This is a genomic window from Aerosakkonema sp. BLCC-F183, from assembly GCF_041929145.1.
Classification (GTDB): domain Bacteria; phylum Cyanobacteriota; class Cyanobacteriia; order Cyanobacteriales; family Aerosakkonemataceae; genus Aerosakkonema.
Genome location: NZ_JBHFNU010000090.1, coordinates 1 through 13,400, shown reverse-complemented (window position 1 = coordinate 13,400; position 13,400 = coordinate 1). Strand labels below are relative to the sequence as shown.

Below are 13,400 nucleotides of genomic sequence, written 5' to 3'. Positions count from 1 at the left end.
AAATCTATGTTTCGCCATAAGGCAGCTTAACTATAAAAATCGTCCAAAAGCATAGTAAGTGAAACTGTTTGCACCGATTTACCGATAGCGAGTTGCGTTCAAAAAGTGTAATGTGTAAGCAGGACAAAAAGACAACAAGAAAATTTCCTGTAAACAAAACTAATTATTTGATAGCAACTTGGGCTCGACCAATGGGAAAAAAAATTTATTCCAGATATAAGGGATTAGTTCATCGCAGTTTAGGGCGATCGCTATGTTCGGGATTTTCCATTTTCAGTGCTGTATTTTGTGGCGTAAGCCCCAGTAATGCAGCAGTTGGAGTTGTTTTGCTGCCAAGTCCCTCCGCAGCCGAATTTACTGAGGAATTAGCACAGAATGCACCTCAGATACCGCCTCAAATACCGCCTCAAATACCACCGAATCCGCAACCGAATCCGAATACCGATCGCTTTTTGCAACCAGCACCGACACCCTTACCGACCAGACCGGAAGACCAGCGTCCGGTTTTGGAAATAACGACACCGGAAACAGAGTCAGATGCACCTCCCATCAGAATAGCGCTTCAAAAAATCGAAGTCGTCGGTAACACAGTTTTAAGTACAGAAGAAATTAACGCCATCACCAAACCTTTTGAAGGACGGGAAGTTAGTTTGGATGAATTGAGGGCGGTTGCCGATGCAATCACCAAGCTTTACATCGACCGTGGGTACATTACATCAAGAGCGGTTTTGCCAGACCAAACTGTTAATAATGGTGTGGTGCTAATTCGGATTATTGAAGGTAGTTTAGAACGAATTCAGATCGAAGGAACGCGACGCTTAAGAAGATCTTATGTGCGCGATCGCGTGCGTTTGGGAGTCAGTAACCCCTTAAATACCAACCAACTAGAAGATCGACTCAGATTACTGCGCGTTAACCCGTTATTTGAAAATGTCGAAGCGAGTCTGCGAGCTGGCAGCGAGTTGGGAAAAAGTGTTCTCATCGTTCGCGTCACCGAGGCAAAGCAATTTGATAGTAACTTTACTATTGACAATTACTCTGCACCCAGCGTAGGTTCGGAAAGATTGGGAATTAATCTGCACTATCGCAATATAACCGGTTTTGGGGATGAATTTGCTGCTGCTTATTATCGTTCCACTACAGGAGGTTCTAATGCTTTGGATTTTACCTACAGCGTTCCCCTCAATGCGAGGGATGGCACTCTACAATTAAGAGTTGCACCTAATTTCTACGAAATTACTCAGCCTCCGTTCGATCGATTTAATATTACAGGTCAATCGAATCTTTATGAAGTCAGTTACCGTCAACCGATATTTCGATCGCCTCGTCGAGAATTTACCTTATCGCTTGGTTTTACCCGTCGGGAAAGTCAGACGTTTCTGGATGGCGAGCCAACTCCTTTTGGTGAGGGGCCAGATGAAGAAGGGAGAAGCCGCACGAGTGTAATTAACTTTCAACAGGAGTATGTGAGCCGGGATACGAAGGGAGCGACGGCGGTGCGATCGCAATTCAGTCTCGGTACCGGCTTACTTGACGCTACTATTAATCCCGATCCAATTCCAGATGGACGCTTTTTGAGTTGGTTAGGTCAAGTGCAGCGCGTTCAAAGACTCAGCAACAATCATCTGCTCATCTTACAAGCGGATGTGCAATTAACACCGGATAGCTTATTGTCATCCCAACAGTTTGTGATCGGCGGCGGTCAATCATTGCGCGGCTATCGGCAAAATTTGCGTTCGGGTGATAGTGGCTTTCGAGTTTCTCTAGAAGACCGCATTACCTTGCAACGCAATAAAAACGATTTGCCGACATTACAAATAGCACCGTTTTTTGATGTGGGAGGAGTTTGGAATAACCCGAATAATCCCAATACATCAGAAGAGATAGATGACGAGAGGTTTTTAGCGGGAGTTGGGATGGGTTTGCTGTGGGAGCCATTTCCCAGATTGAATGTACGAGTTGATTACGGTGTGCCGCTCATTAGTATTAGCGATAAAGGGGAAAATGCACAAGATATGGGTTTTTACTTCCGGGTTGTTTATCAACCGTAATGGTTAGCTCCCTTACGCACCCTTCTTAGATAAGCGAAATAGTGACTAATTGATAGTTTTATGCAAATAAATGGTTGATGCAGTTTCCCGATCGAGCGCAGCGCGAGTTCTGCCAACTTTGATAATGTAGGAAGGAAACTTTTGTTCTAATGTGAGAGTGATTCCTGGCATTACGCCGAGAGCCATTAATTTGCGAATCGTTGCTTCGTCCTGAGTTTTCAAAGCGGCGATGGTGCCGCTGTGTCCGCTTTTTACTGTCGAGAGATCTACCATTTTATACTGTCACCTTCAAAACGTTCAAAACTAAATTCATCAAGTAACCCATCAGGAAAGCGAAGGGTAAAATAAATGCTGTCATGGCGAAAGTAGTTTTGGCACCTCGCTCTTTCAGCATGATTTGAAATTGGGCAATGCAGGGCAGAAATAAGGTGAGGACAACGGAAGCAACGAGTAATTGATTGCCGTTGAAAATATTTTCTTGCTGCATATCGAAAAGTCCGGCGGCTCCATAATCTCGGCGGAAGAAACCGTATAAGAAAATGGGAGCGGCTTCTTTGGGTAATCCGAGAGCGATCGCGATCGGTTCGATGCCTTTAATGATAGCATCAAATAACCCAGTTAAACGCCCGATCCAAATAATCACAGATGCCCAAACGAATAGGGGAATAATTTCGATGAAATACCATTTCATCCTCACCCAAGTTTTAATCAGAATATTTCTAATTTTGGGCAACCGCAAAGGCGGAACTTCCATGTAAAAGCTGGCTTTTGTTCCTGGTAGTAATTTGGCTGTTAAATAACCGACTACTAGGAAAATTCCGGTAATAAATCCTCCCCAAATTAACAACGCTGCCGGTTTTTGGGCTAACAAACCGACAATTACGCCCCATTGCGCGGCGCAGGGAATGGCTAAAGAGAGGAGAAAGGTCGCAATCAAGCGCTCTCTTTTGGTTTCCAAAGTGCGGGTTACCATTGTCGCCATTGTATCGCAACCCAATCCCAACACCATAGGAATCACGGCGCGTCCCGATAAACCGATCGATTTAAATAAGCGATCCAGCATGAGGGATAATCTCGGTAAGTAGCCGCTATCTTCTAAGAGGGAGAACATTAAAAAATAAGTGGCGACTACTGGTAGGACGATGGCGACGGCGTAGCGAATTCCCAGCGTGATAATGCCGTATTCGTTGGCAATTAAATCTTGCAGGGGTGGCCAAGGTAAAATCTGCGCTGTCACCGTATTGACAATGGGATTGATATTACCTTCAAAGAAAGTTTCGATCGCATCTACTAAAGTCCCCGCACCGAATTCTCCGACAAATTTATAAACGCCGTAGTAGAGGATCGAGAGTAAAATGGGAAATCCGGTGATGGGATTAACAGTTAACTGGTGTAACCTGTCATTGAGGATTTTTTCTTGTTGATTGGGTTCGGAGAGTACCTCTTTTTCAATTTTCCAAGCTTGGTGTTGACGGGCGTGCGCGATCGCTAAACTGAGAGGTTGGTTTAGTTGCTGTTGTGCTAAATTAATTGCTGCTTCAATTGCTTGATATTGCTGTTCTTTTTGCTGCACTTTTTCCCAAAAATCGGGGTCTTTTTGTAACAGCAATAAAGCGATACTGCGTTGGGAAATTGGATGACGAGTAGATATAAATAGTTCTGGGGAAAGCAGAGACTCTATTTTGGCGATCGCTTCCTCAATAGGCTGCGGATAAGCAATCTGACTTAACATATTCAAACACCCTTTCCTTCAATACCGAAATACCGACATTTTGTGCCGCCGCCATTGTCACGACTGTAATTCCCAATTCTTTTTCCAGGCGAGCGGGATTGATTTGGATACCCAAACGTTGTGCTTCGTCCATCATATTATAAGTTGCACAGTCAAAGGTTGTTATGTTCGCACCTCTAACTAAAACAACATGAGGGTTGTTAAAAAATATTCTCAATAAGCAGACCTAAAACACTTATATAACGTTTAGAGTTATTGAGAAATAATTTTAACAATACTTGATAATTGAGTTGGGTTAAATAGGATACAGAAGCACTCGATCGATTTGGGTATGGGGAATGATATGGTTTCTGGCTGGATCTGAATGAGTGTACCCGATTTCAACCTTTATGGCTATTCCGTACTTAATCCTCCTCAAAATCGCTCGCTACCGATGGACTAGATACCGCGAAATACAACCCCACTAAAATTACAGCAAATGCAAATAAATTGAGCCAAGCCAACGTTTCTCCAAATATCCACCAGGCAAAGATACCTGTCAAAATTGGATCTAGTAGGAAAACTAGGGCAACGAAAGATGCAGATAACTGCTGAAGACTATATATTTGCAAAAAACTGAATATAGCAGCATTAAGCCCCAAAATAACAGTACCATACCACCCCTGAACTGATATAGGGAATAGTTGCTCGCGAACGATCGCAACCAGCGGGAGAGTCAGGATAATTGCTAATGCGTAACACCAAAACATTGTGGTGTTAGTATTTACTCGTTTTCTCACTCTTTCTGTACTCATTAAAAACGCTCCTAACGCCACACTAGAGACTAGGCTAAGAATATCTCCTTGGATTTGAGATGGCTCAAATTGCAGGTCATTTAATCCTAGTAAAATCATTCCTCCTACAGCGATAGCAAGACCCATCATAAAGTTTTTATGAAAGTATTGCTTGAAGAGCAACCATTCCGCTGTTGTTGTAAAAAAGATGGAAAAATTATGAATCAAGGCAGAGTTGGCAAGATTAGTCTGAGTGAGTGACCAAGACCATAAAACCTGCATAGTAGCGAAGCAGAATCCCGATATTAACAAGAGGCATACTGTTTGAGTCGTATAAGATATGGGGGAGGATGTTTCCTCATTCAGTTGACTGGACAGATTTTGAGATTTGCTCCAAAAGCGGTGTCCAGCCCCCAAGCCATTGCATAATAGTAAAACTGTTGTGGCTATCCAGTAGCGGTTAAAGACGAGCGCATCTGGTCCGACTTCGCTTTCGCAAAATCGAATCAGTATTGGTGTGAATCCACAAATTAAAACAGCTAATAATATGGCAGCAATTGCCAGGAAATGGGAATCTTTTGTGACAATCTGCGGAGATGGCTCTAATATTGACATTGGTAGTTGTTCGATTTGTTCTGTATTACTTGAATATGTTGGCAAATTTATGCTCTTGCACTTTTGTGGGAAATCCCTGGGTAAATTGGGAAAATCCTGATACTGGGGTGAGTAAGTTTTGCTCCGACTTTTATCCCAGAGAATTGCTTCGTCTTTTCATTGTTCAATCTAATGAGCGTAACCAAAGGTGGATATTCCTACATAAATAATAGCATCTAATGATTCCTGCTGAAAGAAATTTTGTTTCCCAAGTTTCCTGTTACAAATCTCAATCGACTTATTTTTTTTCGAGCAATTTCTAACATTTCCTGGGAAAGATAGACCCCTATTTGGGTATTCCGGTAAAACTTCAACCGTTATACCTCTTTCCAATAGCTTGAGTGATGCGATCGAGCAGAATTGCCAACAAAACAATTCCTAATCCCCCCACCGCTGCCATCCCCACATCTAAGCGCCCCACGCCTTGTAATACCGTTAAACCAAGTCCTGGAACTGCAATCATGGAAGCAACCACCGACATCCCCAGAGCAAACAACACAGTTTGATTAACTCCAGCCAGAATAGTGGGTATAGCCAGCGGAATTTGCACTTCCCATAAGGTTTGTCTGGGTGTTGAACCAAAGGCACTAGCTACCTCCACAATCTCTGGAGAGACTTGTCGAATCCCCAAATTAGTAAAGCGAATTAAGGGAGGAAGGGCATAAATAATCGTAGCAATCACCCCCGGAACTTCTCCAATTCCAAAGAGCATAATTACCGGCACCAGATAAACAAACACTGGCAGAGTTTGCATAGCATCAAGGATGGGTAAAAGCGCTCGCTCAAATCGATCGCTCCGGGCACAAGCTACACCCAATGGAATACCAACAATAATGCAAAATACCACAGCCGTAACCACAAGAGCTAAGGAAAGCATCGCCGCTTCCCACAGCCCAGTCAAACCAATTAATATTAGGGCAAGTAAGCTGTAAATTCCTACAGGTTTTCCTGCAACTCGCCATGTCATAACACTGGCTAATAGTAGCAAGATTATCGGCGGAATCGCCAATAATAAATTCCGAATTTGTTGTAATACCCAACCGATCGGAATGCGAATTGTTTGGAAGAAAGGACGAAAGTTATCCACCAAGAAATTAATAGTTGCTGTAATCCACTTGTCTAGAGGAACGGTGTAAAGCTGAAATGGATTTAATAAAATACTCAGTCTCGTTAAAGTTTGGGTTTTAGGGTTAGGATTATTCCCAATACTTGAAGAGGTTTCTTCTAACAGGTTATTATCGGTTTGCTTGATTTGATTTATCCAGCCCTGAAACAGTTTATTATTTTGCTTCACCCATTCCTCGGCATGACGACGAATATCTTGGGGTTTATCTTCACCCCGTTTAATGATAAAACTTTCCCTAATCATATCTTGATAAGGAATTTTCACCAGTTCAAAGAAACGTTTAACCGAGGGATTTTTCGCTAAAAATTTTCGGTTGGCAAGTACTCGATATCTACCTTGAACCATCCCCAGATTTTTTCCGTTTACAGATGTATCTTTGGCCGTAAGTTTTCCAGTGGCTTTGGAAGAGGTAGTAAATGGAACTTCCAGCCAGATCGTATCTCGATCGACTTTCATTACCTGACCCAGCCAGAAAGGACTATAAACATAGGAAAAAAATGGTTTTCCTTGTTTGTAACGAGTTAAGGCATCTGCAATCAGAGCTGTATAATTTCCCTTATTAATTTCTACAGTATTCCGCAATTTGTAAGCATCTAGATGACCATCCATTTCTAACTCACAACTCCAACCCGGATCGCAACCAACTAGATCGGCTTTGCCATCTCCATCGGTATCAAATAGCTTGGCAATCTTTGGGTCTTGAAATTGTTGTAAGTTAGTAATTTGATATTTATCCGCAGTCTTTTTATCAATCTGATACCCCTGGATGAGTGGAAACAGCAAACCTACCTTCTCTAATTTTTCTGCACCACCAGCATTTTGATAAAATAAATTATGCCCGGGTTCTCCAAAGACAGGAGCAAAATCCAAATCACCATTAGCGACTGCGGTATAAAGGGCTGGATAAGCCGCTCCTACCAGTGGCGCTATTTTGTAGCCGAGTTTCTCCAAGCCAATATTGATAATTTCAGTTTGAAACCGATCCTCAATCCAATCGCTTGTTCCCGGACGAATCGTAATGCCTTTTCCAGGTAGATTTGAGTTAGTTGTTGTTTGTGCTAAGGAGAAAAAATTGATTAAAACGATCGAAAATAGAGTTATTAGAAAAAACGAACTAAATTGTTTTATGCGTTGTGCGAACATACATTTATTCCTATAGAATTGACGTGGGCTCATCCTACAACAAGCAAGAGTTAAAGTTTGACTATTGCGTAAATCCTGTTTCATTTTGTTCGAGGATCTAAACTAGAAGATAAGAGAAGTTCGGAGCGAGCCGATCCAAACCGGAGAATTATCTGAATTATGCTCTGGGTTAGTAATTACTAAAAATCCTGGAGTGAGAAAAATTTTGTCACTTATTGGGTAGCTATAAGATAACTCAAAATGCAAAGAAGTATCCGGATCTTCCCGTACATAAATATCATTATCTATCACTTTAGGAGGCATACCAAAAACAAAACTTAATTGCGAACCAGCTTTACCTAAATCTGCTAAAAATGCAGTCATCGCCCAACTCCAAATATCTGCTTGAGAACCCCGAAAACCATTTAAACCACTAACACTGGGAGAAGCTTCCGCTTTAGAATTAAAGTAACTAACCCAACCACCTAATATAAATTTAGTGTTGAGTTGGTAAGTAAATTGTAAGCCAAAAGCATTGGAGGAAGTAGCGGTACTTTCCCCAAAAGGTAATTGAGCGAATCTACTCCCTTTACTCCCAGTGACATTAACAGTCGCACCAGGTTCGGGGGCGTAATAATGACCGTAAGTAAAAGCTAATCCAAATTGCTTAGATGGAGTATAACTTATTTGACTCAGGACAGTATATTGACCGTTAAATAGTCCCTGACTTACATTCCCAGCCGAAGTAGTTAAATAAGTAATTCCTCCAGCTAGTTTGTCAGTGAAATTATAATAAATTATGCCACCACCACCAAAAGCAAAAGAATAAATAGGACTTTCTGCACCAAAATTTGAGATCGAGTTAACCGGATTAAAAGCCGGAAAAATTCGAGTGGGAAAGTCGGCAACAGGAGCAATAGCTATTACGCCCTTTTTTCCAAGCGTAAATTGATAAAATAATGACCCTAACCTAATATTATTACGAGTGTTTATTCCACCGATCAACAGACTCATATCTGTGCCAGTGACATCACTACCATAACTATTAATATTACCGGCTACAATTTGAGCTCGCAATATATCTTTACCAGTAAAGCTAGTAACCAATCCCAGTACCCTCGATCCTGAGAAAGTCGGATTATCTTCCACGTTTTCCGTAGATTGACTTCCTGGAGAAACTGCTTTATTGTCCCCAAAAGCACTAACTAAAGCAAAATCTGCTCTACCGCGTAACACTGTCATAGGGCTAAATTGATGCCTTTCGAGAAAAGTTACTTGTTGTTCTATTTTGTCTACTTTGGCAGTAATAATTTGGAGTTCTGTGGCAAATTCTGATTGCAATCTTTCGATAACGGCCAAGTCCTCTTTTTGTGGAAATCGATTGTTTGAGCTTTCAACTAAACGTCTAATACTGATTAAGCAACTGTTTAATCCCGCAGCGAATTCATAGCGAGTCATCGCCCGAGTTCCATTAAAATTTCCTTCAGGAAAACCACTAATACAGCGATATTTTTCTGTTAAACTTATAAGAGCTTGATAAGCCCAATGATCGGGCGTCACATCTGACAGTCGATCGACATAGGTGATGTTTTTCTCAAGTTTGCGAGGTATGTCGCTATATAATCTTTCGATTTGCTGAATCGGAGTTTCTTGAACTTCAGATTTGGAATTTAAATTTGCTTGCGCTAAGACTGGAGATAAATTTAGTAAATGAGAACTCAGGATTACTGAGGTAAAAGAAAATAAGACATTTAAGTTCTTCATGATTGCCCCTGACAGATTAATTATCACACCTAAAGCCACTGTTATATTTGCGGCGACAATCGCCAAAAATCTAAGTTTTAATAAGGTTGAATTCTCAATTCGTTATTTACAGATGCGATCGCCTTTTGCGCCACATCTTCAGGAACTCTGGTATATTCCAACTGCTCATTAAATTCTTGACCATTGGTTAAAATCCAAGTCAACAAGTTTTGTGTTGCTTTCAACATATCTGGATTGAGATACCTACGATAAACTAGCAACCAAGTTAAACTTACTAAAGGATAACCATCTTCTGGATCTTTGATATCTTCAGTGGTAAAATCATCATTAAACTTGACATTTACTAAGGCTTTTTTGGTTTCTGCTAAAGTTGGTTGAACGTAACGACCTTTCTGATTCTCAATACTGGCAATAGACAGCTTGTTAGCGACAGCAAGGTTGCTTTGTACATAGCCAATAGCACCATCAATTCGGCGTACTTCTCCCGCTATTTCACTATCTTCGGGAAAGGCAGAATATACCTGAAATCCCCAAACTGGATTTCTACTGGCTTCGATTTTTCTCCTGGTAATTTTGTTTAAGTATTTAGTGAGAATAAAGCTAGTAGCACAATTACCAGAACAAGCTACTACTTGGATTTTTTGATTGGGAAAGGTGGAATTAATCTGTTGCCAATTGGTAATTTGACCTGTGAAAATTTTCGTTAACTGCTCGCGGGATAATTTGACTTGTTTTGTCACACTTTGCAGGTTATAAACAATCGCTAATGCACCTCCCCCTGTGGGTATCATTAATAAACCATCTTCCATTTGATTTCGCTCAATAGGCGTGGGAATTAAACTACTGCCACCAAAGTCGATCGACTTGTTGATAAATAACCGAATCCCACCACCACTACCAATAATACTGTATTTAAAGCTGGCTCCAGTTTGCTCTGAGTATTCTTTGCTATAACGCTGATAAAGAGGTTCGGCAAAAGAATCACCAGCACCTCTAAGTAACTCTGCCCCAGTTGCATTAGCGGTAAAAGAAATTGCGGTTATAGCTAATGTGGGAATTAACATTTTTTGCCAGTTATTGATTGTCAAGTTTTTCATGAGTTTTCTGCTCAGAGCAAGCGTTTTACTAAACATTGATTTTTTTGCGGTAAATAACAACTTTACTAGCATCTGGAGAAATTTCTAACCAAAAATCCTGAATGACAAATTGATAGAAAAATTCGCCAAGACGGGTACTCCGCCAAGTGCTGAGCAGTTGGTCATTTGGGGCCCATCGTTTGAAAGCTTTTACAGCAATTTCAGGAACTGCACTGATATCTATTTGCTCGTCAACTTGAACAATAGTACCAGTGGGAGTAATTTGTGCTTCTACTTCAAAACCTTGTTGATTTTTACCTCTGAGAATGTAGATTAACGAACCATCTGACTTTAATTCTATTCGGGCTTGGTTAAATTCAGCATTAGTGGCTGTTTTGGCGGCAGACATTGCTGTAGGTACTACTTCTTCCAGGGGTATTTTGCGGACTATTCCCCCCAAATTTTGGGTGATTAATATATTTTCTGTCTCAATCTTTGATTGAGCTCGAACATGACAGGGGTATATGGAAGAGGCAGAAACAACCATGCCTGTAATGATTAATATGCTTTGCCAAGTATGCGAGTAAAATATCATAAGTTTTTCCTTGGTTTGTGTTACATTTATACCTTACTTTTGCTGAAATTTTGTCAAATTTAATTATTTATTAACTCCATTGCATCTTCCAACCCCAAATAATACCAAATTAATTTTGGCTACTTAAATGCTGATGGGTATGCCGGGATTAGTCGAAATTTTTCAGTATGTCTAACATTGCTTGCATAGGTTAGCTCAAAGGTAGTTGATTTTTGACTTAACAAAGAAAGTAATTATGATGAGGCAGGACTAATTTGTTGATAAAAGTTGTTTGCACTATCTAAATCTCCTTGTTATTGAATGGCAATGACTCATCAGAAAAATCACGATTCGTGTATTTCCTCGAGCGATTGGCTTGATTATCAATACTTAATACAGAATTAAGTATCAAAAACCCTTAACCGAGCAGTATTGGGTTTCGAGGTTATTCGCGGGAATCCCAGAGCTGCGATCGTGAATGGAGAAGCACGATCGGGTAGTGGGTGTAACCAGACCCATAACTGCAAAGGGTCTAGTTACAGCCGAGAATAATCGGCGGTGTTTAGCTCACATTCGCCAATACAATCTTTGAGTCGTCAGATGAAGCTTCACTAACCATCGCGGAATATTCCCCGTTATAGTTAGTAAATCCAGACGGGCCTCTCCGAATATTAGATAGACGAATTTGCCAATCGGAAACTTCCTCGTAGGTAAGGTGATGAGTCTTGGAAGTGGTTGTCCATACCCCCCAAAGACAGCTGTCTTCAAACTGAAGCATTCCTGATTTGCGTAAGTTATAAGCTTGGGGAGTTCCGGGTAAGGGAATAATGCTGTAGCACGAAGTCTGAAATTCCAGTTGAGGGTTAATCTGTACCAGTTCATCCACCAAGTCTGAGATCGCTTCCTCAAGACGTAACAAATCCTCATGGTCATCATCGGCTAACCCGATAATGATGCCATAGGCAATGACAGGGACACCCGTTCTCACTACAGATTTCATCAACTCACAATGCTCTTGCCAGGGCAAGAGCTTTTTGTATGCTTCTCGTCCAAAAACCGGACGTTCGGCAGGGATATATGCCAAAGGACAACCGACTTTGCCATCCCAACCAAACAGTGCTTCAATCAGTTCTTCATCAGGTCTGAGGTCGGTGCTTTCGTAGTTACGCCCCGCCCCCAGAGTAGTTTTTCTCAGCTCTAAACCATTGGGCCACATGAGAGTTATACCCATCTCTCGCGCACCATTGGTAATTTCAAGGATTTCTTCTCGTCCTCCCGGAAAGAGTACACGCGCCAGGAATTGATCGGAACCGATATTGATCGATCGAGCTCCCGCTTCTTTCTGAATCGCCAACCATTTGAGGGCTGTTTCTGGGGACATTCGCCGAAAACCTGTGCCGTAGGTGGGTGTCATGCAGAAATCGCAGGTGCGATCGCAACCAATATCAGCCACCAACGAACCGACTGGCACAAATCCTTGCACATTGGGGAGTGTTCCCAAACAGTCCCGCGCCACTTCCAGTGAGGGTAGTGCCCACTCATCTGGACTTTTTGATTTCGTCTTCCTGGGATACTGTTTACCATCTGCCAGAATCACACCCGTGACTTCTTCTCGCGGCGGTCTTCCCAGTACATAATCGAAAATAGCCCAATTCGCTGCCCCTGATTTATCCTGAACTACGGCTGTTGCGCCAGCCTGGAAGTAGTGGTGCGGTTCGGCGAAAGCATCCGAGCCGCCAACGACAATAGGACGACCCCCCTTAGCCAGATGCTCGATCAGCATACAGCTAACTTGACGATCTTGGGAGAAATTGACTGTAACTCCCCAAGCATCGAAGGCGTGGGGATCGAGAGCGGAAATTTGGCCCCCTACATAAGTTTTCCGCAGGGTCATTCCTTTCCAGTCAATCTCCCCAAATTCTTCACTATAACTCTCATCTCTGAGGTTGACCAATCGGGCATCAAATCCTCCGGCTTGCAAGTCAGCGATCAAAACTTGCTTGCTGATTAAAGAACGATGTCTATATAGAGAAGTCCAATTTTTGCCTTCTGCATCGTATAGTCCCGTGGCTGGAACTTCAACCAATCCAATCGAGGGAGTCTTATTGCTGACCATAGTTCAGGTTTCGTAAGTGAGATGACCGTAGGAGCTTTGGAGCTGTCACGCTCCCAACTCTTTAGAACAGTAAAACAAGTCGGTGAGTTGATGCTCTATAAAACTTACAATATACATGAAAAACATATCAAATATATAAGAATAACCAAATTTTTAATTTTCTTCATAGTTTCTCTGCTGATGCTGTTTTGCTATAATGCTTAAACTTTGTTATTCCAACTCCTACTCCCCCACTCCCCCACTCTCCCCCTCTCTCCCTTCCCCCCTTTCGCCCTGACGGGGCGACAACTATAGCTCAAAGGTAGACTGGATAAGCATTTCGGCGCGATGACCTCGTTGATAATAAGGTAATTTATGAGGACTTAAAGACATTAATTTAGCAGTTTGTTCACTAAATAAATCTAGAGATTCC

10 protein-coding genes are annotated in these 13,400 nt (G+C 41.8%); 1 reads left to right on the top strand and 9 read right to left on the bottom strand.

Going from position 1 to position 13,400, the window contains the following annotated elements; all coding sequences use genetic code 11:
• Positions 1–191 precede the first annotated feature (191 nt).
• Entirely contained in the window at positions 192–2,051 is a 1,860-nt protein-coding gene (locus tag ACE1CD_RS27410; protein ID WP_374826872.1) for a ShlB/FhaC/HecB family hemolysin secretion/activation protein, read from the top strand.
• 45 nt (positions 2,052–2,096) lie between these two features.
• Here ACE1CD_RS27410 and ACE1CD_RS27405 read toward each other — a convergent pair whose 3' ends face one another.
• The 9 genes from ACE1CD_RS27405 to ACE1CD_RS27365 form a co-directional block, all read right to left on the bottom strand.
• Entirely contained in the window at positions 2,097–2,324 is a 228-nt protein-coding gene (locus ACE1CD_RS27405; RefSeq protein WP_374794040.1) for a FeoA family protein, read from the bottom strand.
• A gap of 1 nt (position 2,325) precedes the next feature.
• Entirely contained in the window at positions 2,326–3,783 is a 1,458-nt protein-coding gene (locus tag ACE1CD_RS27400) for a nucleoside recognition domain-containing protein (RefSeq protein ID WP_374826871.1), read from the bottom strand.
• Positions 3,749–3,919: a FeoB small GTPase domain-containing protein gene (locus ACE1CD_RS27395; protein ID WP_374826870.1), complete on the bottom strand. Its 171-nt coding sequence runs from the start codon at positions 3,917–3,919 to the stop codon at positions 3,749–3,751. The genes ACE1CD_RS27400 and ACE1CD_RS27395 overlap by 35 nt, the downstream gene beginning before the upstream one ends.
• A 268-nt stretch (positions 3,920–4,187) precedes the next feature.
• A complete protein-coding gene (locus tag ACE1CD_RS27390) occupies positions 4,188–5,216 on the bottom strand; it encodes a DMT family transporter (protein ID WP_374826869.1) in 1,029 nt (342 codons plus the stop codon).
• Positions 5,217–5,520: 304 nt separating this feature from the next.
• The gene (gene proX, locus ACE1CD_RS27385) at positions 5,521–7,479 is read right to left on the bottom strand and encodes a glycine betaine/L-proline ABC transporter substrate-binding protein ProX (RefSeq protein WP_374794036.1); all 1,959 of its coding nucleotides are present in this window, start codon (positions 7,477–7,479) and stop codon (positions 5,521–5,523) included.
• Between the two features lie 102 nt (positions 7,480–7,581).
• On the bottom strand, positions 7,582–9,222 hold the full coding sequence (locus ACE1CD_RS27380) for an iron uptake porin (RefSeq protein WP_374826868.1): 1,641 nt from the start codon (positions 9,220–9,222) through the stop codon (positions 7,582–7,584).
• A gap of 77 nt (positions 9,223–9,299) precedes the next feature.
• On the bottom strand, positions 9,300–10,319 hold the full coding sequence (locus ACE1CD_RS27375) for a substrate-binding domain-containing protein (protein ID WP_374826867.1): 1,020 nt from the start codon (positions 10,317–10,319) through the stop codon (positions 9,300–9,302).
• Positions 10,320–10,347: 28 nt separating this feature from the next.
• Positions 10,348–10,893, bottom strand: a complete 546-nt coding sequence (locus tag ACE1CD_RS27370; RefSeq protein WP_374794033.1) for a hypothetical protein — start codon at positions 10,891–10,893, stop codon at positions 10,348–10,350.
• Between the two features lie 541 nt (positions 10,894–11,434).
• The gene (locus tag ACE1CD_RS27365; protein WP_374826866.1) at positions 11,435–12,988 is read right to left on the bottom strand and encodes a radical SAM protein; all 1,554 of its coding nucleotides are present in this window, start codon (positions 12,986–12,988) and stop codon (positions 11,435–11,437) included.
• Positions 12,989–13,400: the final 412 nt, after the last annotated feature.

Excerpts from the sequence above, each read along its gene's own strand:
- ACE1CD_RS27365 (WP_374826866.1), bottom strand. The coding sequence starts at position 12,988 with ATGGTCAGCAATAAGACTCCCTCGATTGGATTGGTTGAAGTTCCAGCC.
- ACE1CD_RS27405 (WP_374794040.1), bottom strand. The coding sequence starts at position 2,324 with ATGGTAGATCTCTCGACAGTAAAAAGCGGACACAGCGGCACCATCGCC.
- ACE1CD_RS27400 (WP_374826871.1), bottom strand. The coding sequence starts at position 3,783 with ATGTTAAGTCAGATTGCTTATCCGCAGCCTATTGAGGAAGCGATCGCC.
- ACE1CD_RS27380 (WP_374826868.1), bottom strand. The coding sequence starts at position 9,222 with ATGAAGAACTTAAATGTCTTATTTTCTTTTACCTCAGTAATCCTGAGT.
- ACE1CD_RS27375 (WP_374826867.1), bottom strand. The coding sequence starts at position 10,319 with ATGAAAAACTTGACAATCAATAACTGGCAAAAAATGTTAATTCCCACA.
- ACE1CD_RS27410 (WP_374826872.1), top strand. The coding sequence starts at position 192 with ATGGGAAAAAAAATTTATTCCAGATATAAGGGATTAGTTCATCGCAGT.
- ACE1CD_RS27370 (WP_374794033.1), bottom strand. The coding sequence starts at position 10,893 with ATGATATTTTACTCGCATACTTGGCAAAGCATATTAATCATTACAGGC.
- proX (WP_374794036.1), bottom strand. The coding sequence starts at position 7,479 with ATGTTCGCACAACGCATAAAACAATTTAGTTCGTTTTTTCTAATAACT.
- ACE1CD_RS27395 (WP_374826870.1), bottom strand. The coding sequence starts at position 3,919 with ATGATGGACGAAGCACAACGTTTGGGTATCCAAATCAATCCCGCTCGC.